This is a genomic window from Candidatus Viridilinea mediisalina (genome assembly GCF_002532535.1).
GTDB lineage: Bacteria > Chloroflexota > Chloroflexia > Chloroflexales > Chloroflexaceae > Viridilinea > Viridilinea mediisalina.
Map to the genome: position 1 here is coordinate 39,876 of NZ_NQWI01000005.1, position 22,090 is coordinate 61,965.

Sequence of the window (22,090 nt, forward strand, 5' to 3'; positions counted from 1 at the left end):
TAATGTATGATAAGCACTATTACTAGTTGTCATTTTCATATAAGACAAAAGTCCTATACCCCTATAGTACCAATGCCGCGTATATGCCGATCGAAGGACACCGCCGCCACAGTGCGATTCTCCGCCTTCAGCTTGTGGCGGATACTGCACAGGTGGTAGCGTACGGTTCTGGGGGCTATGTTCAACTGTTGTGCAATGCTATGATCGCTACAGCCAACGATCACCAAGTGCATAATGCGTATCTCTTGGTCATGGATTGGCTCACTAGGTGGGAGATATGCTTGGCTAGGCATATAATAACGATCATACTGTACCGCCGTTGCGGTGCGGTTAGGCGTGCCCAGTTTGAGTCTGACACGACGTATGATCTGTCCTACCACTGGTGGCGTGAGGGCTAGGTGTTGGGCAATTTGATTGTCGGTGGCCCCTTCAATGATCAATCTCATAACGGCATGCTCGCGTGGTGTTAGCCTAGTGTGCTTGTGTATCATACGCTTGTCCGATGCTGTGTCTACACACTATGTAGTAACATCAATCCTCTCGCGGCAAACAACCCTTCTACCATGTTAGTAACACAAGACCCTAAATTGCGTTCATTTTGCTCGGGTAGTATGGAATGCAGGTATACACGATAGCGATCATTTACCGGTATTGTCTGTAGGTAATGTGTTGCTACGTTACGGTGTTAACCATTTCATTGACAAAGCCCCCGCCCTAGACTAGAATAGCCTGCGCTATGGAACAGCGCCTCAACATCCTCGTGGTGCATGGCCCCAACCTCAACCTGCTGGGCCAGCGCGACCGCGATAAGTATGGTTCACTCACCCTTGGTGAGATCAATGAGCAGATTAGGCTGCATGCGGCACAGTTGGGCGTGGAGGTTGCTTTTTTCCAGTCCAACCATGAAGGTGCCCTGATTGATTACTTCCAGCTCGAAACTTCACGCGCCGCTGATGGGGTTCTGCTCAATCCCGGCGCTCTGATCCGCTATGCCTATAGCTTCCGTCAAGCCCTGGTGGATCTTGGTAAGCCAGTTATGGAAGTGCATATGTCGGATATTGCGAAAACTGGTGTGAATAAGCAGATCAATGTGCTTGATGATGTGCGTGTGGGCCAAGTGTGTGGCCTGAAAGAGCAAAGTTACTACGAAGGTTTGCAGCAACTCGTAGCTTATATTCTGCAACAGAGGGCATAGGTCATGCAGTACCTCCGCGTCAAGGGCAGCCATGCGATCAACGGTGAAGTTACCGTTCCCGCCTCAAAGACCCATTCGTTTCGTGCGTTGATTCTCGCTTCGGTTGCGGAGGGAACCTCGACTATTCGCAAGCCTAAGCTGAGTAGCGATTGGAACGAGGCGATGAAGGCGATGAGCCTGTACGGTGCCCAGATTAGGCAACCTGAGCCTGAGATCTTTCAGGTCACTGGGGTGGCGGGCCAACTGCAAACCCCCGCAGATATTATTAATGTGAACAATTCGGGCACGATGCTCGCCTTTGTTGCGGGCATTGCGGGGGCATGTCCTGGCTGGACGATCTTGACCGGCGATGAGTCGATCCGCACCTTGCGCCATATCTCGAAAAACATGATTGCCCCCTTTGAGCAACTGGGCGTTACGGTGATCTCGACCAAAGGCGACGGCATGGCTCCCTTTGTAATCAAAGGCAAAGTCAATGGCGGCCAAGCGCGCATGCATGGCATCGGCTGCCAGCCGGTCTTTAGTGTGCTGATTGCCGCTGCGCTCTCGGAGCAACCCGTTGAACTTTATGTCGAGCATCCGGGCGAGACGGCCTATATTGATCTGCTGCTCTACTGGTTCGACAAGGTGGGGTTGGCCTACGAGAATGTGGGTGGCAGCTACGAGCACTACCGCTTCCCAGGCAACCGTGTGCCCCAAGCTTTTGACGAGACCATTGCGCTTGAATGGTCGGCCCCGCCCTACCCGCTGCTCGCCGCGCTGATCACGCCCAACTCTGAGGTGAAGGTGCGCGGTATGGATCTGAGTGATCCCTATGGCGACAAGCGCGTCATCTATGCGCTGCAACAGATGGGCGCCGATCTAACCATTGAACCCGACTGCCTCACTGCGCGCACAAGCCAACTGCGCGGCATTGAACTCGATATGAACGAGTTGCCCGACCAGTTGCCCACCATTGCCATTGCGGCCTGCTTCGCCCAAGGCGAAACGGTGATCAAAAATACGCTCACCGCCCGTTGGAAGGAGTGCGACCGCATCGCCGCCGTCTGTACCGAATTGAAAAAGATGGGCGCCAAGGTCACCGAAAAGGAAGACGGCCTGATCATCCACCAAGACGGCAGTTGGAAACTGCGCGGCGGCTCAGTTGACGGCTACTATGATCACCGCATGGTCATGGCGCTCTCGGTGGCGGGCTTGGCCATAGACGAAGAACTGATCATCTCCGACGCCCAGATGATCGAGAAGTCTTTTGGCCAATATGTGCGCGAAATGAAGGCGGCAGGGGCCCATTTTGAGCTTTTTGAAGCGTAATACGGTAGTAGGCAGTAGGTAGTAGGCAGTAGGCAGTAAATAGAAAATAGCAAACGATTCCACCGCGCCGTTGGCTGAGCCTGTCGAAGCCAAGCGTCGCGGCGCAAGGCTTTTTCACGCTAAGGGATGGTTTTAGAAACGCGCTTTCAGCTTTGCCGTCGTAGTGCCGACTTTAGTCGGAATCCGAGGGTTGCCTGCGACCTTAGCCGACTAAAGTCGGCACTACCCTATGGCACAAAATGCACACAAGCCTCATCCTCATCGGCATGAAATCGAGCGGCAAGACTTCGATTGGCCAGGTGTTGGCCCAGCGCATGGGGGTGGCCTTCATTGATGTTGACCAGCGTTTAGAAGCGCACTATCTGCAAGCGACAGGCACGCAGCATACGTTTCGCCAAATTCTAGCGCAGCACGGCGCAGACTACTTTCGCGCCCTTGAGCAAACAGTGCTGCGGGCTCTTGCCACCGAGCTACAGACGAAGCGTGCCGTGCTGGCCACCGGCGGAGGCACCGTCCTCAACGCAGAGAATCGGGCAATCCTGGCGACCATGGGGCAGGTCATCTACCTTGATGTAGCGGAAGCAGTGCTGCTGCCGCGCATTATCGCCGGAGGCATCCCGGCCTTCTTTCCCTACCCCGACGACCCCGAGCGCTCACTGCATGAACTATTGGCCACACGGCGGCCCATCTACCTAGCCATGGCTGATCGCGTCATCGCCTATAGCAATGAGGCGCCTGAGATCGTGGCGGAGTGGATCGCAAAAGCGTAACTTTTTGCCCTTTGGAACGGTATACATGGTAAGCTCCCCGGCATGATCTGTTAAAATAACTCCAAATAGCGCTACGTGAAACTCCTAGCTCCCCTCGCCTCCTTCCCCTCCATCACAAGCCTAGCGTAACATCCCACTTTGGCCTCGCACGAAGAAAATACACAATCGCTTATGAAATCGATCCGCATCCAAAATCTACGCAGCCTGACTGATACAGGATATATTGACTTAAAGCCAATAACACTCGTAGTTGGGCAAAATAGCTCAGGTAAGAGTACGTTTTTGCGCTTCTTTCCATTATTACGTCAGAGTATCGAGTCACGTACCACTGGCCCGCTCCTCTGGTATGGGCGCTTTGTTGATTTCGGCAGTTTTCAGGAGGCTATTACGAAGCGATCTTCTGGAAATAGTATTATTTTTACTTTTGATTTTCAGCTTGTGCCTTTACCACAACGCCCTATATTATTTAATGACGTAATTTTTGATCAAAATAGGTTAACAAACCAAAGGTTTGACATTAGATTTTCCTTAAATATTACTGGAAACGCGAAACAAGAGTCTAACTGGATATCAGAATGTGTAATTGAATTCGCAGAAGAGCATGTTATCAAGATAAATTTTGAAAAGAACGGGAAGGTCAACAAGCTTTCCGTTAATAATAAGGATTTCTTGGATGTTATTACACATCTCCATGGCATTTCTCAGCGTGATGGTTTTGTCCCCGTGCTCATGTGGGATTCTCCAGAAGCTACTTCAAAATTTATAACTGCAACAGATCAATTACTTAAGATACTATTCAATCATGTCAGCTCTTTGGTTCATAAAAACACACAAGGAAAGACGATTCTTGAAATCTTAAGCAATCTAATTATCGGTAGTTCTCATAATATGCTTTCTGTAATGAAAGACATCAAAGCGACAAATACTTGGACGAATCTAATTTCAAACTGGGACACAAATAGTTCTGATTTTATTGAGTTGCGCGATCTTATCATTGCCACAAGTATACCTGAACTCCTCCGTAGTTGTGATGCGTGTATCACCGAGTTTGCCGCAAACAATCGTTATATCGCCCCAGTTCGTGCTACCGCAGAGCGCTACTATCGCCTACAAGACCTTGCCGTTGATGAGGTTGATTTTCAGGGACAGAACCTTGCAATGTTCTTGCGTAACCTAACGCAGACTGAGTTAGCAGATTTTTCAGCCTGGACAAAGGAAAACTTTGGCTTTTCTCCTGAGATTAGCCCTTCAAGTGGTCACGTCTCGTTACAATTACGCAGTGTTGATGCGCCAGATCTGTTCAATCTAGCCGATCAAGGGTTTGGCTACTCCCAAATTTTGCCGATTCTCACGCAATTGTGGGCCATTGTCTATCAGAGGAGTCGTCAAGCAAGAAGCAAGGCCCGTCGCTACAATACCCCACTGACGTTTGCTATCGAACAACCTGAATTACACCTTCACCCCTATCTACAGGCTCAATTGGTTGATGCGTTTATTGTATCTATCCGTGCAGCAAAACAGAGAGGGGTTGATCTGCGCTTAATCCTAGAGACCCACAGCGAAACCATTGTCAATAGGATCGGTAACAAAATTCATGCCAACGCCTTAAGCCCAGATGATGTCAACGTGGTTCTCTTTGAGAAGGCTACGGCAAGTAAGCCTTCAGTGGTGCGCTTGAGTGCCTATGACCAAGAGGGCTATTTAACGAATTGGCCTTTCGGTTTCTTTGACCCCGCCGAGTAGCCATGCTTATCGTTCTCGATCCATCACTGATTGACCTGATTCGTTCATCACCAGCAATACATCTCGATGCTGTTAGTGCGCTAGAGAATATTGCCCAAGCGCGACGTGCTGGTAAAAACCTTGTCTTTGCCGATCATGATACCTTAGCCTTTCTTAAGTCGTATCAAGAGATCTCTGCGCCTGCGCGCGATGTCTTTGCTAACTTGTATAGGCGTAGACCACAGAGTAAGAGTCTGCTTGATGGTATGGCATGGCATGTACGTGTTGTCGCTGGGGTTGATGAGTTGCGTATTATTCGTGATGGGAACAACATAATATCTGTATCTTTTCAATATTTTGCTGATAACCCCGTACTTAGTTCAAAAATTACGCTATTGACAGAGAATAGCTTGGATGGAAAAGTATTTGAACAGATAGCTCGTTACTACCTCTACAGTAAGAGCTTGGGGCATGTGCGCCTTGCGTATGATCCGCATGGTGGTGGGGGTCAAACAACCGGCGATGAATTCGCCAACATTCAGCAAGCGAAGGATCGCCTCTGTCTATGCATTGTGGATAGCGACCGGCAGATACCTAATGGTTCCCTTGGTAGTACCGCAAAGTATCTCTTGGATAAACGCGATAGTACACTACCTTTTTGTCATATTCATGTTTTGCCGGTCAGAGAACTGGAGAACATTATGCCTATCGAGTTGTATCGCAGATTGGCTGATAAAGATGTAAACCGAAGGGATATGTTCAACAATTTGAAGAAGATGAGAGAATTGGGGTTGATTGATGCTATTAAATATATTGATGTCAAGAAAGGAATGCGATTATTTGATTTACGTTGCAAAAATCAAAACGATTCTAAATATAAATTCTGGTCTCACATCTTCTCTTCTCTTGAATTACAAATAGAATGTTACTCGAATAAAATTTGTGAAAAGCGTGAACATTGTGAGTGTACCGTTATTGCTGGTATGGGAGACAAGACTCTGGAAGTGACACTAAAAGCATTGGAACAGATCAGAGATGCCGATCTCAAAGAACTTATGGAGGATTACTGCCAGGCTTACTGGGACGAATTAGGCTCATTGTTTGTGAGTTGGTGTTGTGTGGGTTCGCGTATGAATACGATTTAGTATTATACTCTAAGTATCATCTAAATTCAACAATCCATCCCCCTCCCCCCCCAACTTCAACGATGCCGCACCATCAGCACATAGTGTCCGTGTGGCACATCGTCAAAGATGCGATCCCTGCGGAACCCTGCTTGCTCAAAAGCACGCTGCGAAGCGTGGTTTTCTACATGGGCACACGCCATTACAAAGGGAACCTCAGGGTTGTGCAGTGCTGCTTCAGCGACAAGCTTGATCGCCGCTGAACCTATGCCTTTGCCGGTAGCAGCCTGTTCGCCGATCATAATGTCAATGTCAATCACGCTGGCTGGAATGTCATGCAGGCCAGCGACATCTAGCTCGTGGCGGGTGGGGTGCTGCCAGAGGATCAATCCTACATCAACGCCATCCGCCACAATTATGGCTCGCCAACTTCCATGGGGCGCTTCAGCGCGCAAGAGTTCAAGATTGCCATCGGGATCACCCCAGGCCCGGCGTACATGATCCGCATGCAGCCACGTGGTAATGCGCGGCAGATCGGCTTGTGTGCATGTGCGTAGGTGCAATTTCATCAGGTATTTCATTCCCCCCCCATGACCTGCTCCATCACTGCGACCGGCGGCTCGACGCCGGTGTAGAGCTGAAATTTGTGGACAGCCTGCCAGAGGAGCATGCGCTGGCCGTAGACGAGGGTGCAACCCCGTTGGCTTGCGGCTTGCAGCAGCGGTGTCTCGCGTGGGTTGGTGACAAGCTCCATCACGACCATGCTTGGCTCAAGTAGCGCTGAGGGTACGAGGCTGTCTGCTTCGCGGCCTGAGCCAACCATGCCTACGGGGGTGGTGTTGATGATGATTGTGCTGGTGGTGAGGCTGGCGGGCAGGGCGCTATAGTCGCCCCATGCAACCGTGGGGCCAATCGCTTGGGCGAGGGCTTGGGCTGCACTAGGGGTGCGGTTGAGAATTGTTAGTGGGCAACCGGCATCACTCAGCGCAAAGGCGAGCGCTCGTGCGGCACCACCGGCACCGAGCAGGCAGACGGGTTTGCCTTGCAATGATGTCTGCTCCTGCAAGGCTTGGACAGCCCCTGAACCATCGGTGTTATAGCCAATCAAGCGGTTGTCGCGGTTGATCACCAGATTGACCGCCCCAATCCGTTGGGCCATTGGATCGAGGGCGTCGAGGTAGGGCAGAATCGCAACTTTATAGGGAATGGTAATGCCAATGGCGGCAATGCCCAAATGGCGCACCCCGGCCACCGCCTGTTGCAGATCGTCTACGGCAAAAGGCACATAGAGGTAGTTGAGGCCCAACGCCTGGATCGCGCTATTGTAGAGCGCGTACATTTTACTCGTCTGGTAGGTCGAGCCGAAAAAACCGATGAGTTTGGTGTGGCCATTAATGTGCATCATGCGAAACCTCATAGACATAGAATGTGCGACGGCTGCCGTCGGGAAAGGTTGGGCCCAATTTGATCGGCTCAGGCTGGGGGCCAAGGATGGGCGCAAGGTTGGCGAGATCATCTTCTAGGAAATAGCCCGAGAGAATGAAGATCGCTCCCGGCTCGGCAGGCGTCGAGAGCTGCGAACCAGCAAAGGTCTCGACAGGAATCCCCGTAGTGAGAAAGGCAAAGACCGGGTCTTGGGGCAAGCCATCACCCACAAAGATCTGCGGCGGCAAACGCTCCTCGTCGGCCAAGCTCCGCATATAGACGCCCATCTGGCTCTGCACTGGGTAGAAGACCAGGTAGACGCCCACTTGGGGCGGCATGAGTACAAAGTAGAGGCCCGCATTGAGTACAATCAGCGCCCCAACGCCTACAGTGAATACGAAACGACGCAGGGCCAGTCTTGGGGTCGCAAGGTGCAGGGCCCAAGCCCAACCAAACACCGCAATGAGATAGGCGGGCACAAGGCTGCCAAAAGTCCGCATCGCATGGGGCGCATCCACCGCGAACAGGCCCGGTAGTATGCCAATGGCTAAAGCTGACAGCAAAAACACCGTGCGCCAGTCGTGCAGATTTCGTGCCAGAGCCACCAAGCCCAACAGCAGCCCCATTGCTGCAATAATATCAAAGAGTGGCCGCAGTGGCGCATGGTGGCGTCCATTGGCATCGCCTAAAGCATTGAACATGAGCAGGTGGCGCTCCAGATTATTGTCAAGTGCGTCTAGGGGGGCAAGCCCACGCAGACTCTCGTTTCCAAGTAGAAAGACCTGGCCAACCCGATCATTAAATGCCTCAGCTTCAACGATAGCATACCATCCAAGTGGTGCGGTGGTGATGATGAAGCCTAGCCCACACAGGAGCATACGTACAAGCCAAGCCTGCCATTGTCTCGGATTGTGGATCAGCAGCAAGAGGGCCAACCACGCTACGACTAGAGGTGCAGCCCTGCCGGTATGGTAGGTCTGAAGGGCAAAGCCAAGACAAATACCTGCGCTCAGAGCTGCCAATAGATGGAACGCTACGAAGGGCTGTTGATGCGCCTCTGCACGCCTGTTTGCCAACGCAAAGAGCAGCAAGGCAATGCCACTCAACGTAAAGAGAGGTTCAAAAACGGTTGGAAAAGCCAAGCGACTCACATTGATATGCCAACTTGAGGTTGCAAGGAACAGGGCGGCTGCTAAACCCAGCGCACGTTGGCCCGTAAGTCGTGTAGCTACCGCATAGATTGGGAAGATGGTCAGCGCACCAGCAAAGGCGGTGGCAATCCGTAGACTCCAGGCAGATGGGCCAAACAGATGGATGACCGATGTAAATGGGTAGAGCCCCAAACCGGGCAAATGAACCTGATGATCGAGTACGTAGATCGGGCGATAGGCAGGGTCTTCCAGCATGCGTAGTGCCACCAGACCATGACGGGCCTCATCGCGCCAGAGGCCAAAGGGGAGTTGATCCAGTCGAAAGAGGCGTAAACCCAAGGCGAGTAGAAAGATGACACTGAGCATCAAGAGGGCATGCCGTTGGCTTATTGGCATATCCAATGTTTGCCAGGCAGCACCTGCTTGGGTAGGCAGACGAGCCAGCAGCAGCATGCCGAGCAACGCCAGCCCTAAGCCTACAAGGATTGCCACTTGGCTATGCATGAGCGCAACACCAGTTGCAACTACCACCAAACCGAGGGCTGCGCCACGCGGTAATGCGTGTTCAGGTAGAACTGGCATGCGTTGCAGCCAGAGCCAGATGAGCAGCAGACTCGCACTGCCCAACAACCAGGGGCTTGGAGGCAAGGCCCAAACCAGTCCTGCCGGATCAAGCCAAGCCCAGATGCTCAACCCGATCCCACCGAGTAGCATACTCAGCGACGCAGAGCCTATTGCGGCCCGCTGCCAATGTTGTGCCAACCAAGCAGTTGCGCCCCCGCTGAGTGCCAGTAGCCAAGCAAGGGTTACACTCTGGGGCAGGGCAGCCAGAGCATGATGTTGCAACGGTGTCAGTTTGGCCCAATCGAGAGCCACCCCAAGGACACGATAGTCACGCACATCAGCCTGCACCCCTGGTTGGCTCAGGGCCGTTTCCAGCTCAAGTGGCTGGCTGTTACCCCAAGGAGTAGCGGCAGCGCCAGGGGCAAGCAAGAGCCGATAGATGCGCCAGCCAGGCGCTACTTCAAAGCTTGCGTGGTTCGATCCACCACTCATCAGGCGGATTGATGGCTCATTACGCGCCACCAGATATTCGCCACTCAAGCGGAGATCGAGGAGCGTAGCGTGCCGCGTTGCGCCATGAAAGACCAGACGGGCACCAGGGCCACTCCAACGAAAGTGAGCGCCTTCGCCAAATTCAGCCGGATGAAAGCCCCCCAACCAGCGATCATCGTTCGGGCTGCCCAGATCGATCCGTGGCGCTGGAGCACTGGCCAAGGCGAACCAGAGCATACTGCTTGTACATAGCAGGATCACCATAGCAACAGCCAGAGCTAGGGCTGATTTTCGCTCAAATAGAACATTCATGGTAGACGATAACCATAGAACGTGCGTCGGCTGCCATCAGGAAAGAGTGGCCCCATCACCACAGGTTCGGGGTCGGGCCCAAGGATGGAAGCTAGGGCCGCAAGGTCCTCTTGCACAAAATAGCCAGAGAGCAGAAAGAGCGCCCCCGCTTCAGCCGGAGTTGAGAGCTGTGCGCCAGCGAAGGTAGCTACCGGAATGCCTGTTGTCAGAAAGGCAAAGACTGGGTCTTGGGGCAAGCCATCACCGACAAAGATCTGTGGCGGTAAACGATCCTCATCGGCCAAGCTCCGCACATAGCTCCCCATCTGGCTCTGCACCGGGTAGAAGACCAAGTAGACCCCGACTTGTGGCGGCATCACCACAAAATAGAGGTGTACATTCAGCGCCACACTCAGACTCAACAAGCCTACAGCAAGCCCACGCACAAGCTGGGGACGCAAACGGTTGCATCGCGCCCACAAGCTACGCCAGAGTGCCACCCAGCCCAGGGCGACAATGATGTAGACAAAGCCAATTGCGGCGAAGGCACGCATGCCATGAGGGGCGTTCATCGCCAATGCGCTTGGCAACAAACCCAAGCCGAGGCCGCCAAAAATGAAGAGGGTGCGCCAATCACGCCACCAGCGCAGCAGGGCCGCAAGACCAAGGAGCATCCCGATTCCGCTCACATAGTCGAGCATCGGATGCCGGGGCGCATGGTGGCGGCCATTCTCATCACCAAGCACATGGAACATCAAAAGGTGGCGACGGAGCGCATCATCCAAGGCCACCAGCGGTGCTTCGGCACGCAATATTTCAGGACTGAGCAGAAAGACCGCCCCTACGCGATCATTAAAAGCCTCTGGCTGGTTGAGCGCATAGCTAAACAGTGGGCCAAGGGTAAGCAACAGCCCCAGTATGATCGCAATAGCGCCCCCAAGCAGCCTCCGCCAAGCATGGGGGTAGAAGCAGAGCAGCAAAAAGCCCAACCACGCAGCCACCAAGGGCGCAACCCGCCCGGTGTGGTAGGTCTGCACCGCCAAGCCAAGCAGTCCACCAGCCGCGATGAGTGTGAGCAGGAAAGCAGGAAGCGGGAAGCGGGAAGCGAGATGCGAGATGCGGGATGCGGGATGCCTCCTCGCGTCCTCGCCTCCTCGCCTCCTCGTATCCTCGCCTCCTCGCCTCCTCGCCTCCTCACCGCCCCAGTACAACCCCACCAAGAGCAACACCAGCCCACTCAACGCCAACAGCGGATCAAAAACCGTTGGAAAAGAGAAGCGGCTAATCGTAATATGCCAACTGGATGCAGCAAGCAACAGCGCGGCTACAAGGCCCACCGCACGTTGGCCACTGAGCAGTGCAGCTAAGGCATACAACGGAAAGACCGTCAGCGCCCCAGCAACGGCGGTAACGAGGCGCATAGACCAGAGTTGCTCACCCCAGAGGTAGAGCGCCAGGGCAAAGGGATAGAGCCCCAAAGCCGGCATATTCACCCGCTCGCTGGCAATATAGATGGGGCGGTAGCCAGAGAAATCACGGATGCGTTGCGCAAAGAGGCCGTGGCGCGCCTCATCGCGCCACAGGCCAAAGGGCATCTCGTCGAGGCGGAAGAGGCGCAGCGCAAGGGCAAGGATGAAGATGAGCGTCAAGAGGAGCAGGGCGTGTTGACGACTGAAATCTGGCCCACTTGGTTGCCAAAGGTTGTTGCCTAGCCCCTGCGGCCCCGCCGTAAGCAGCAGCAACGCCCCAAGAGCCACGGCTATGCCTGCACCAACCGCAAAGGGCAATTGGGTTGCCAACATACCACCTGCCAAGGCGAGCAACCCCAAGCCAACCAAGACCGGCCAGGGGGTGGTGAGCCAGGCCAGAGCCTTGCCACCTTCATGGGCATACAGAACATCTATTCCTGAATCCACGGATTGGGTTTTGGGATGCCTTGGATGGCCCTCACCCCCTACCCCTCTCCCACGTTGTGGGAGAGGGGCGCAGGCACCGCTGTTTGCTTGTGTTGCTTTGCGCTCTTTTGCGGCAATGAACCCGTTTTCTCTCTGCCCATGAACCTCGTCGCCCCGCCGCGCTGCCGCACCACGCCACGCCAGCAACAACAGCAATGTCGCCGTCCCCAACAGCCAAGGAGTTGGCGGAAGCATCCAGACAAGGCTATAGGGATCATACCAAGCCCAGAGCAGCAATGCGCTACCAACAAGGGCAATCAGCAGACTTGCGGCAGCGGCAAGCAGTGGCGTCTGGTATGCCCGCAGCAGCGTAACCACCCAGATCAACGCAGCGACCAGCACGGCTAAGAGCCAACCCAGCGCAAGACTGCGGCTGAGGGCGGCGTGGTTGCTGCCTGGCAATGGCGTAAGGCTCACTTCCGCCAAGGGCACACCGAGCAAACGGAGATCAAGATCAGCGGGGCGTTGGCCGGGGCGCACCAGCGTCGAGTGGAGATCGAGCGGTTGGGCCACGCCACGAGCTTGGGCCGCAACACCTGGCGGCAGCACAACGGCATAGTGACGCCAGCCCTCTGTTACAGCAAAACGCACAACAGGCGTCGTCTCTTGCATCAGGGTCAAGGTCGGATCTGCTTGGGCCGCAAGCTGTTCGCCATTCAAGGATAGGCGCAACAGATTTGGGCCCGAACTTGCCCCATGCAGCACCATACGTGCTTCCGGCCCGCTCCAACGAAAACTGCGCCCATAGTGGCGCTCTACCAGATAAAAGCCACTCAGGAAACGTGTGTCAGCATCCACACCAACATCAAGCTGCAGCGGCTGAGGAGAGCGCAAGAGCAACCAGAGCAAGAGGGTGACAAGGAGTAGCAGCACCCCAGGTATGGTCAGTGGGGGCCAGCGTTGCAACAGGGCCATAAGAACTTATACCAGTGACGAGTGACCAGTGACGAGTGACGAGCAGGGCGAAACAGATTGGTAAGCCACGCTCGGCTAACCACATAACCGCCAACTGCTGACCACTAACCACTAACCACTAACCGCTAACCACTATCACTCGCGCCCACCGAGAATTGCCGCACTATGGTGGGGGCTCAACACATCACCGAGTTGCAAGCTAAACTGGCGGTAGCGCCGCAAGCCCATGCGATGCAGCATGGTGCGCCGCAGCACATTGAGTGTCGCCAAGCCATAGATCACCGAACGCTGGAAATTGACCGACGAGGCCTCCTCGAAGTAGCGTGTCGGCACGGCAATCTCGCCAATACGAAAGCCATAGAGTACCGCTTGGGCGATCATCTCGCTATCGAAGACAAAGTCGTCGGAATTGAGCAGAAAGGGCACCGTTTCGAGCAGACGCCGATTGTAGGCCCGAAAGCCGGTATGGCACTCCGAGAGGCGCAGGCCCAACACCATATTTTCACTGATGGTTAAAAAGCGGTTGGCCACATACTTCCAGATCGGCATGCCACCAGCGAGCGCGGGATTGCCACCCTGCCCAGGCTGGCGCAAGAGGCGCGAACCGAGCATCATATCGCAGGTACCCGCAACGATTGGCGCAATCAACTGCGGGATACAGGTCGAATCATACTGATAATCGGGGTGCAACATCACCACAATATCAGCCCCGGCGCGCAACGCCTCTAGGTAGCATGTCTTCTGGTTCCCGCCATAGCCCCGATTCTGAACGTGGATGACCACCTCTAGGCCGAGCCGCTGCGCTACCTCGACCGTCTCATCCCGCGAGACATCATCAACCAAAATGACATGATCAACCACACCATGCGGAATATCGCGGTAGGTACGCTCTAGGGTGCGCGCAGCATTATAGGCGGGCATCACTACCACGACCCGTTGACTACTCATCCTTAAATCTTTCTCCACATTGTTCGTTTGGGGCCATGCCCCTAGGTGCCGTCCTAGAATCCGCTTTGGGGCTCCGCCCCTGGGGGGCGAAGCCTCCCGATTGTAGCAGAAAATACCCAATGCGTCACAGACAACCAAACCTGCCCGGCACATAAACAGGTTTATGCTACAATTATAGTAGGCCGGGTAAACACAAGGAGCAACAACATGAGTCAGGCCACGTCGGACGCCCCCTTCAGTATTCTTCACAACCAAAGTTACGCCAATCTCTTCACCTTCCGCAAAAATGGTGAGGCGGTGAAGACGCCTATGTGGTTCGCCGAAAAGGATGGTCGCATCTACATCATGACGGTTGAGGATTCGGGCAAGGTCAAGCGTATCCGCAACAACCCCCGCGTCCAACTTGGCGCTTCTGATCGCACAGGTAAGCCCCTTGGCCCCACGGTTGACGGCAAAGCACGGCTCTTGACCGATCCCCAAGATGTTCTGGTTGCCAAGCATGCCCTCGATGATAAGTATGGTCTCTTGAAGGCTATTCTCGATTTCTTTGCTACCGTCTTCTTTGATATGCAGCGTGCATGGATTGAGGTTGAACCCGCGTAGGGTCTTTCATTTTTAAGCGACAACCAGCGGGGAGGGCTTTGGCCCTCCCCGCTTTTGCATGGTTGCAGGACGTAGCACCCAATAGCTTGGTTATCAGCCATCTCTTAATCAGCTATTTACCTCTGCTTAATGGAATGTGTGGTAAACATTAACGCTTCATCGCTAGGATGCGTTGGTGTTATCCGGCTATCAGTTTGGTATGTATGACTCGCTTCCTCGGATCTCTACGCATGCCTAGCCCACGTGAGCGCCATGAGTGGCTCCTCTTTGTGCTGTTAATTGGCCCGAACCTTGCGCTCTTTGCTGTCTTTACCTATTGGCCATTGATCTACAACTTCTACCTCAGCTTTGTGCGCTGGAACTTCTTACGGCCAACCAAGCCCTTTGTTGGGCTTGATAATTATGCCAATGTCTTCAGTAGTGCCCAATTCTGGACAATTGTCACCAATACGTTTGTCTTCGCCTTCTTCTCGGTGGGCCTCACGCTGATCATTGGCTTGGCGCTTGCGCTGCTGATCAATCAACCGCTGCGCTACCGCAACACCGCCCGTGCGGTACTCTTCTCGCCAGTCATTATGTCAGGGGCAGTCGTTGCGGTCGTCTGGAGCTATATCTTTGATCCGCGCTACGGCCTGATTGATCAATTCCTGCGCCCGCTTGGCATCGCCTCACCCAATTGGCTCTCCGATCCAGCTTGGGCCATGCCAGCCGTGATTATTGTCTATGTTTGGAAAAATCTTGGCTATGCGGTGGTGATCTACCTCGCTGGGCTACAAGGGATTCCCCGCGAACTCTATGAGGCCGCCCGCGTAGATGGGGCTGGCCCGTGGGCGCGTTTCTGGCATGTCACCCTACCCGGCCTTTCGCCCATCGCCTTCTTTCTGTCCGTTACAAGCGTGTTGGCTACCTTCCAAGCTTTTGACATCATTAAAGTGCTTACCGATGGTGGCCCCGTGATCTCAACGACAACCCTCATCTATCACCTCTATACCCTTGGTTTTGTGAGCTATGACGCAGGTCAGGCTGGTGTAGTAGCTGTGGTGCTCTTCATGATCATGCTTGTCCTCACGATTATCCAGATTCGCTACCTTGAGCAACGCGTAAACTACGGGTAATACCAGTTACGAGTGATGAGTGACGAGTGACAAGCAGGGTATACCTCATTGCAATGCGGTCTGACGTAATTTGCTATGCGGCATATTCAACGGCAATTGGTATAAGAGGAATTCTTGCTGCAATCTGAAATGGTATAAGCGGCTATGACGGTACGTGACGAGACGATACTCGCTCGCCCGGTGGTAACCAAAGCCAATAAGGGGTTATTGCATGTGCAGCGCTTCTTTGGCTACTTAGCTATGGCCTTGGCTATCTTCTTGGTGGGCTTGCCGGTCTATTGGACGATCATTGCAGCCTTTAAGGAGTCGGCGGAGATTTATCGCATTCCACCTACATGGGTACCCCTGAATCCTACCTTCGAGAATTTTTCGCGTGCCTGGAATGCTGCCCCCTTTGGTCGCTACTACATCAATAGCTTCATTACCACCCTTGGGGGGACGCTGGCCAAGGTGCTGCTTGCTGTTCTCTCAGCTTACGCCCTAGCTTTCTTGCGTTTCCCACGCAAAGATTTGGTCTTCCTCGTACTCCTGGCTGGCCTGATGATCCCACCTGAGATAACAATTGTGCCCAACTATCTCACTGTGGGCCGTTTGGGTTGGATCAACACCTACGCAGGCATCATTATTCCGAGTGCTGCTGTGGCCTACGGTACCTTCCTGCTGCGCCAAGCCTTTCTCGCCCTGCCCTTCGAGGTGATTGAGGCAGCACGCGTGGATGGGGCTGGCCATGTGCGGATTCTGTTGAGTATTGTCATCCCCATGTCACAGCCCGCTATTGTCACCATGGCGCTGTTGGCGCTGGTTGCGCGCTGGAATGATTTCCTCTGGCCCCTTTTGGTGACCCACACCTCCGATATGCGTACCCTCCCTATTGGTATCTTCTGGCTACGCAATAGTGAAGGGGTGATCAATTGGGGCGTGGTAATGGCCGGTTCACTCTTTTTGATCGTGCCTGTCTTGCTCGTGTTCCTCTGGCTCCAACGCTATATCGTTGAAGGTATCGCTGCTGGTGCTGTCAAGGGATAGTAGAGAGAAAGGGATTGTTCACCATGACCCAACAGATGCTCACACGCCGTCAGATGCTCAAGTTACTGCTCGCTAGTGGTAGCACGGCAGCCCTCGCTGCTTGTGGTGCTGCAACGACAACCCAAACGCCAACCAGCCCCCCGGCTAACGATGAAGCCGAGACCGGTGCCCCCGCCGTAGTTAGTGAACCAGGCTCTACCGTCAACATTACCTACTGGGGTTCTTTTAGCGGCAATCTGGGTGAAGCCGAGCAAGCTATGGTGAGTAGCTTCAATGCGGCCCAGAGTGATGTAGTGGTAGATTATCAGTTCCAGGGGAACTATGAAGAGACCGCGCAGAAGTTTACTGCCGGACTACAAGCCAATACCATCCCCGATGTGATCCTGCTCTCTGATGTCTGGTGGTTTAGCTTCTATGTCGCAGGCATGATTAGTCAACTTGATAGCCTTGCCCAAGCCGAGGGTGTAGACTTCAGCGACTATGAGCCGGCCCTGCTCAATGAGGGTGTGCGCCAAGGCAAGCACTTTTGGATACCGTTTGCCCGTTCAACGCCGCTCTTCTACTACAACAAGGAGATTTGGGCTGAGGTGGGCTTGCCCGATCGTGCCCCTGAGACCTGGGCCGAGTTTGAAGAGTGGGCACCTCAGTTGATCGAGCGCGAGGGCACGACCATGCGCCGTGCGGCCTATGTGCATCCCAATGGGGCCAGTTACATCGCATGGCTCTTCCAGCCAGTCGTGTGGCAGCACGGAGGCCAGTATTCCACCGATGATTTCACCATGACTATGACGGATTCCGATACATTGCGGGCGGCGCAATTCTTCCAGGATAGCGCTCGATCCAATGGATGGGCCACACTGGTACCCGATATCAACACCGATTTTATTGGTGGCACGGCAGCATCTATGATGGCTTCCACTGGCAGTTTAGCTGGTCTCACCTCCAATGCGCCGTTCGATGTCGGCGTCGGTTTCTTGCCCAAAGAGACCAACTTTGGCTGTTGTACGGGCGGTGCGGGCTTGGCTATTCCTAGCGGTGCCCCAGCCGAGAAGCAGCAGGCTGCAATGAAGTTCATCGCCTTTGTGACCAACGTTGAGCAGGCTGGCGTCTGGGCGCGCAATACTGGCTATATGCCGGTACGCATCAGCACCAAAGCCACCCCCGATATGGTCAACTTCTTCAACGAGAATCCCAACTTCAAGACAGCGGTGGACCAATTGCCACTCACCCAAGCCCAGGATGCTGCGCGCGTCTTCGTTCGCAATGGCGATCAGATCATTGGTAAAGGGCTAGAGCGTATCATCATCAATGGTGAGGATCCCAGCACCGTCTTTACCGATGTCAACGCCGAACTCACTCGCGTTGCCGAGCCGATCCTTGAAGATCTGCGCGAGGTAGAGGGGTAATACCATTGCAGATTGTAGATTGCAGATTGTAGATTGTAGATTGCCGAACATGGTGTCCCAAAGGGTGATTGGGATAAATCTGCAAAGGCCGTTCTGAAGGTTCGGGGGCGGCTCGCCGCCCCCCCTCCGCTACACCCGCAACAACACATTCTGCTGCTCTTCAAAGCGCCCAATTGAGCGATACTTCGCATAGCGCTCATGCAGCAGTGTGTCGAGGTCAAGGGCACAGACCTGCTCCAGATGCACGGCGATGCGTTCGCCAGCAGCGTTGATCGCCGCTTGGGCATCAAGGTGCGCCCCGCCTGCGGGTTCGGTGATGATCTCGTCAATGATCTCAAGTTCCAACAGGTCTTGGGCGGTCAGCTTCAGCGCCCGCGAGGCATCAGGGGCGCGGGCCGAGTCGCGCCAGAGGATCGAGGCGGCTGCTTCGGGCGAGGCAACCGAGTAGATCGAGTTCTCTTGCATGAGGATGCGGTCACCAACACTGATGGCCAACGCCCCACCACTGCCCCCCTCACCGATCACGGTGGCAATAATCGGGGTCCGCAGGGTGGTCATAACCTGAATCCCTTCGGCGATGGCGTTGCCCTGGCCGCGCTCTTCCGATTCTTTGTTGGGATTAGCGCCCGGCGTATCAACAAAGCAGAGCACCGGGATGCCAAACTTCTCGGCGTGGCGCATCAGGCGTTGAGCCTTGCGGTAGCCTTCGGGCAGGGGCATGCCAAAGTTGCGCCGCATATTCTCGCGTGTGTCACTGCCCTTCTGGTGCCCAAGCACCATCACGGTGCGCCCGTTGAAACTGGCCATGCCGCCCACAATCGCGGCGTCATCACCAAAACGGCGGTCGCCGTGCAGTTCAACAAAATCCTCACAGAGCGCAAAGACATAGTCGAGCGTATGGGGGCGCTGGGGATGGCGCGCCCGCTGCACCCGATCCCAGGGGGTAAGCTCTGATGCGACGTGGGGGGTATCGAGTTGCTCCATCAGGCCCTCCCTTGTGCATAACCGGCCAACTCCGGCTCTGCTTGCGCCTGAACCACCGGAGGCTTGCTACGCGCATTGTAGTGGCGCAACAGCCGATCAAGCACATCGCGCAGATCGCTCCGCGAAACCACCATGTCAACCATGCCATTCTTGAGCATAAACTCTGCCGTCTGGAAGCCAGCGGGCAGCTTCTGGCGGATAATCTGCTCGATCAGGCGTTTCCCCGCAAAGCCAATATTGGCCCCTGGCTCGGCAATGATCACATCGGCGACCGAGGGGTACGAGGCGGTAACGCCGCCGTAGCAAGGGTCTATCATCACCGCAATGTGGGGCTGGCCCGCCTCGGCGAGACGGCTGAGCGCCATGGTGACCTTGGCCATCTGCATGAGCGCAATCACCCCCTCCTGCTGCCGCGCCCCCCCGGAGGTGTTGATGGTCAAGAGCGGAATGTTGAGCTTCGCGGCCTGTTCAGCAGCACGGGCCAAGCGCTCGCCATAGACACTGCCCATCGAAGCACCCATGAAGGAGAAATCACCCACGCCAATGCCGATCCACATACGATTGATGCTGCCAACCCCCGTAAGCATCGCGTCGGTCATGCCGGTGCGGTGCTGCGACTTCTTCAGCTTGTTGGCATAGGTATCATCGGGGGTTACAAAGCCAAGCGGATCGGTAGGCAACAGGTTTGCATCGGTCTCGCTGAAGGAGCCAACATCAAGCAAGCCCACCCACTCACGGGCACTCATACGCATATGGTGGCTACACTTCGGGCAGACCTTCAGGTTATCGTTAAGTTCTTTGCGATAGATCAATTCACGACACGATGGGCACTTCACCCACAGATCATCGGGAATCTGGACAGTCTCCGCACTCTGATCCGAGTCGAAGCTCTTCCTGGTGCGCCGGAAAAACTCTTTCACATGCACTCCCTTCCGCGCAGTCAGCGCCCATCATATCTGCTGCTTGCCTATTTGTGTTTTGTATCACAGACGGTAATCGGGATTATTATAGCATCTCTGCTCTGTACTGCGAACTAACAGGGTTAGCGGCGTTGACCATCCATTTGTATAGGCATGCGTTACTCAACGGGGTAACCTGCGGCAACCCAAGCGCGAATACCGCCATCAACGTTGCTCAGGTTGCTATAGCCCGCTCGTGCCAGAATGCTACATGCGGTCTGACTGCGATTGCCCGAACGGCAAAAGCAAGCAATCGGCTGATCATTCGGCACCTCATCCAAACGGGCGGGCAATTCCTCTACCGGAATGAGCAACGAGCCCGCAATATGACCATCGCCCACATACTCAGCGGGGGTACGCACATCAAGCACCAGGATGGGTTGCGCACTATCGAGGGTCGTCTTGAGCTGTTGCACACTCATATGATCAAAGCTAGGTTCAACCGAGAGGGGCAGCCGTTCAGCAGAACTCGCACAAGCAGCCAGCAGCAACACGACAATACTATAGATCAACAGGCGTAATGAAGTAGACATGAGGATACTCCTTAATTGAGGATTAAAAAATAGGATCAAGAAAATAGGCTATAGCCCAACATACTACAAGGGAAAAATCTCCTCAACTGAAACCATACGCAACGCATCAGTGGGACAGTGGTCAATACAGGCAATATCATCGTAACCATAGCAAAAATCGCACTTATCGGCGCGATGGGTGGGGCGCGTTGGTTCGAGTGGGATGGCGGGATGGCGGCGCAGCTTCTCGATGGCATGGTGCAGCACATTCCAGAAGGGGTTTTGGGCAATTGAAAGGGTTGGCAATGATACGCGCGCCACCGCATCGTAGGGACAGGCCGGAATACACTCACCACAGCCGGTACAGCGCTCGGTAATCAGCAGGACACCTGTCTCGGTGCGTTCAAAGGCAGCTTCGGGGCAGACTTCGGCACATTCGGGGCCGACGCTGCACTGACGACACGCATCAGCAACTTCGAGGCCATTGATCTCTGCTCCGTTGAGTTTCAAGCGGGCCCGCCCGTGGCGGGCGGCGCAGGCATCTTCACAATAGCGACAATCGGAGGAACAGAGACTAGGGGTACGCACCAACAGATAGGCCCCGCGCAGGAGCCCGCGCTGAACCGCAAATTCAAGCTCACGCCCACGATTCGTATCGCTACTGAGTGCTACCGTCGCCTGCATGCGCTGCTCGATCACGCTGCGTAGTTGAGCCTCAAGATCAGGGCGGCTTGCGATCAACTCGTGGAACTGTTCACCCGGTAGTGCCAAGACGGTCGTTGTGGTCAGGGCGCGCACACCAGCGCGGTGAGGCTGATTCGTCAGGAGCGCAATCTCACCAAAGAAGTCACCCTCACCAAGGGTTGCAATGGTCAACTCGCCCTGCTCAACCGTCACATGGCCCGACTCAATCAAATAGAGCGCATCGGTATTGCTGCCCTCCTGCATAATCAACTCGCCAGGTGCAAAATTGGCGGGACGCAATAGGGCGGCCAAAGCGAGGCGTTCCATCGGCAGCAGTTGGCTCAGCAACGGCACCCGTGCGAGGGTTGCTTCAATCATGCGCTGCTTGTACACACGACGCAACGCCGTATTCACCATTGGCATGGCCGCTTGAGCGTTACGCAATTCGTTGAGGGGCACCTGCAGCAGGTAGCAATCACTCTGGGCCAAGGCGCTCATGCGGCGAAAGAACTCGCCAAAGAGCGGCCCCTCGCCGCAGCAATCGCCACGGCCCAAGACACCCATCAGCACCTCGCAGCCATCCTTATCACGCAGATGCAACTCGAGTGTCCCACGCAGCACCAAGAAGAGAAAGCGATCATGGCGCTGCTGGCCAAGCACCGTTGCCCCAGCCTGAAAAGCCCGAAAGGTACAATACTCACTCAAGCGGGCCAACTCACCGGGCGGTGCTCCGCGCAGGCAATCAAGGCTTTCGAGCAGCGCTAGGCGTTCTTGGCGGCGCGCATTCTGCTGTTCAGTCCGTGCTTGGGCCGCAGGGCTACGCCCCGAAGTCGTGCCCGTACCACCTGGACGCTTTGCCATACATACAGCCTGTCGGCGGATATTACCAAAACAATCTCTATACAATACTACCACAACGGTTGCATGGGCGCGTTATA

General features: G+C 54.7%; 19 protein-coding genes. 9 read left to right on the forward strand and 10 right to left on the reverse strand.

All coding sequences use genetic code 11. From position 1 onward, the window contains the following. Positions 1-53: 53 nt before the first annotated feature. Positions 54-491, reverse strand: a complete 438-nt coding sequence (locus tag CJ255_RS02070; RefSeq protein ID WP_097642440.1) for a helix-turn-helix domain-containing protein — start codon at positions 489-491, stop codon at positions 54-56. A 245-nt stretch (positions 492-736) separates the two neighbouring features. On the opposite strand from CJ255_RS02070, the gene CJ255_RS02075 reads away from it, so the two are divergent. The 5 genes from CJ255_RS02075 to CJ255_RS02095 all read left to right on the forward strand — a co-directional run bounded on the left by CJ255_RS02075 (position 737) and on the right by CJ255_RS02095 (position 6,143). Then, positions 737-1,195, forward strand: a complete 459-nt coding sequence (locus tag CJ255_RS02075; RefSeq protein ID WP_097642441.1) for a type II 3-dehydroquinate dehydratase — start codon at positions 737-739, stop codon at positions 1,193-1,195. A gap of 3 nt (positions 1,196-1,198) precedes the next feature. After that, entirely contained in the window at positions 1,199-2,506 is a 1,308-nt protein-coding gene (aroA, locus tag CJ255_RS02080) for a 3-phosphoshikimate 1-carboxyvinyltransferase (RefSeq protein WP_097642442.1), read from the forward strand. A gap of 239 nt (positions 2,507-2,745) precedes the next feature. Next, positions 2,746-3,276, forward strand: coding sequence for a shikimate kinase (locus CJ255_RS02085; RefSeq protein WP_097642443.1), 531 nt, complete (start codon positions 2,746-2,748; stop codon positions 3,274-3,276). 171 nt (positions 3,277-3,447) lie between these two features. After that, the gene (locus CJ255_RS02090; RefSeq protein WP_097642444.1) at positions 3,448-5,019 is read left to right on the forward strand and encodes an AAA family ATPase; all 1,572 of its coding nucleotides are present in this window, start codon (positions 3,448-3,450) and stop codon (positions 5,017-5,019) included. A gap of 2 nt (positions 5,020-5,021) precedes the next feature. Further along, positions 5,022-6,143, forward strand: coding sequence for a hypothetical protein (locus CJ255_RS02095; RefSeq protein WP_097642445.1), 1,122 nt, complete (start codon positions 5,022-5,024; stop codon positions 6,141-6,143). 56 nt (positions 6,144-6,199) lie between these two features. Here the strand turns inward: CJ255_RS02095 and CJ255_RS02100 are convergent, their stop codons facing one another. The 5 genes from CJ255_RS02100 to CJ255_RS02120 all read right to left on the reverse strand — a co-directional run bounded on the left by CJ255_RS02100 (position 6,200) and on the right by CJ255_RS02120 (position 13,863). Beyond that, on the reverse strand, positions 6,200-6,691 hold the full coding sequence (locus CJ255_RS02100; RefSeq protein ID WP_165774528.1) for a GNAT family N-acetyltransferase: 492 nt from the start codon (positions 6,689-6,691) through the stop codon (positions 6,200-6,202). Between the two features lie 8 nt (positions 6,692-6,699). After that, positions 6,700-7,527 carry a shikimate dehydrogenase gene (locus tag CJ255_RS02105; RefSeq protein WP_165774529.1) on the reverse strand — a complete coding sequence of 276 codons (828 nt, stop codon included), beginning with the start codon at positions 7,525-7,527 and terminating at the stop codon, positions 6,700-6,702. Beyond that, on the reverse strand, positions 7,514-10,018 hold the full coding sequence (locus CJ255_RS02110) for a glycosyltransferase family 39 protein (RefSeq protein ID WP_165774530.1): 2,505 nt from the start codon (positions 10,016-10,018) through the stop codon (positions 7,514-7,516). The genes CJ255_RS02105 and CJ255_RS02110 overlap by 14 nt, the downstream gene beginning before the upstream one ends. A gap of 44 nt (positions 10,019-10,062) precedes the next feature. Then, complete coding sequence (locus CJ255_RS02115; RefSeq protein ID WP_097642449.1) at positions 10,063-12,915, reverse strand: phospholipid carrier-dependent glycosyltransferase; 2,853 nt, start codon at positions 12,913-12,915, stop codon at positions 10,063-10,065. 135 nt (positions 12,916-13,050) lie between these two features. Continuing rightward, entirely contained in the window at positions 13,051-13,863 is an 813-nt protein-coding gene (locus tag CJ255_RS02120) for a glycosyltransferase family 2 protein (protein ID WP_217352382.1), read from the reverse strand. A gap of 207 nt (positions 13,864-14,070) precedes the next feature. On the opposite strand from CJ255_RS02120, the gene CJ255_RS02125 reads away from it, so the two are divergent. The 4 genes from CJ255_RS02125 to CJ255_RS02140 all read left to right on the forward strand — a co-directional run bounded on the left by CJ255_RS02125 (position 14,071) and on the right by CJ255_RS02140 (position 18,013). Further along, positions 14,071-14,466, forward strand: coding sequence for a PPOX class F420-dependent oxidoreductase (locus CJ255_RS02125; protein WP_097642450.1), 396 nt, complete (start codon positions 14,071-14,073; stop codon positions 14,464-14,466). A 230-nt stretch (positions 14,467-14,696) separates the two neighbouring features. Next, entirely contained in the window at positions 14,697-15,581 is an 885-nt protein-coding gene (locus CJ255_RS02130) for a carbohydrate ABC transporter permease (protein ID WP_245863125.1), read from the forward strand. Positions 15,582-15,725: 144 nt separating this feature from the next. Next, a complete protein-coding gene (locus tag CJ255_RS02135) occupies positions 15,726-16,607 on the forward strand; it encodes a carbohydrate ABC transporter permease (protein ID WP_097642452.1) in 882 nt (293 codons plus the stop codon). Positions 16,608-16,630: 23 nt separating this feature from the next. Beyond that, complete coding sequence (locus CJ255_RS02140; RefSeq protein ID WP_097642453.1) at positions 16,631-18,013, forward strand: ABC transporter substrate-binding protein; 1,383 nt, start codon at positions 16,631-16,633, stop codon at positions 18,011-18,013. A 129-nt stretch (positions 18,014-18,142) separates the two neighbouring features. Here CJ255_RS02140 and CJ255_RS02145 read toward each other — a convergent pair whose 3' ends face one another. The 4 genes from CJ255_RS02145 to CJ255_RS02160 all read right to left on the reverse strand — a co-directional run bounded on the left by CJ255_RS02145 (position 18,143) and on the right by CJ255_RS02160 (position 22,013). Next, positions 18,143-18,997, reverse strand: a complete 855-nt coding sequence (locus CJ255_RS02145; RefSeq protein WP_097642454.1) for an acetyl-CoA carboxylase carboxyltransferase subunit alpha — start codon at positions 18,995-18,997, stop codon at positions 18,143-18,145. Then, positions 18,997-19,917 carry an acetyl-CoA carboxylase, carboxyltransferase subunit beta gene (accD, locus tag CJ255_RS02150; RefSeq protein WP_097642455.1) on the reverse strand — a complete coding sequence of 307 codons (921 nt, stop codon included), beginning with the start codon at positions 19,915-19,917 and terminating at the stop codon, positions 18,997-18,999. Before accD ends, CJ255_RS02145 begins: the two co-directional genes overlap by 1 nt. Positions 19,918-20,075: 158 nt before the next feature. Next, positions 20,076-20,489, reverse strand: a complete 414-nt coding sequence (locus CJ255_RS02155) for a rhodanese-like domain-containing protein (RefSeq protein ID WP_097642456.1) — start codon at positions 20,487-20,489, stop codon at positions 20,076-20,078. Between the two features lie 63 nt (positions 20,490-20,552). Beyond that, the gene (locus CJ255_RS02160; protein ID WP_097642457.1) at positions 20,553-22,013 is read right to left on the reverse strand and encodes a cyclic nucleotide-binding domain-containing protein; all 1,461 of its coding nucleotides are present in this window, start codon (positions 22,011-22,013) and stop codon (positions 20,553-20,555) included. Between the last annotated feature and the right edge of the window lie 77 nt (positions 22,014-22,090).